Source organism: Acinetobacter sp. ANC 3882 (assembly GCF_022549545.1).
Lineage (GTDB): Bacteria > Pseudomonadota > Gammaproteobacteria > Pseudomonadales > Moraxellaceae > Acinetobacter.
Map to the genome: position 1 here is coordinate 1 of NZ_JAKZGB010000038.1, position 224 is coordinate 224.

A 224-nucleotide genomic window follows, 5' to 3' on the forward strand; every position below is an offset into this window, starting at 1 on the left:
TCGCCTAATGCAAATTGGTTGCTGCTGCTACCATTACCAAATTTAATGCCTTTGTCCGCTGTCGCTTGTGCTGCATCTGCTGCAGTTTGCGCAGTAGTGACATTTTGGTTGGTGGTGAATAACTGGCCACCATTCACTGCATCTGTTGATGCCGCTGAACTGATGTCACCCGCTTTCACATTGGTGATGGTCGTGCCACCTGCACCTGCAAGCGTGATCTTGTC

General features: G+C 50.0%; 1 pseudogene. It reads right to left on the reverse strand.

The annotated features are described in order from the left end of the window. Nucleotides 1–224: pseudogene (locus MMO42_RS18170) on the reverse strand (hypothetical protein); the annotation flags it as partial.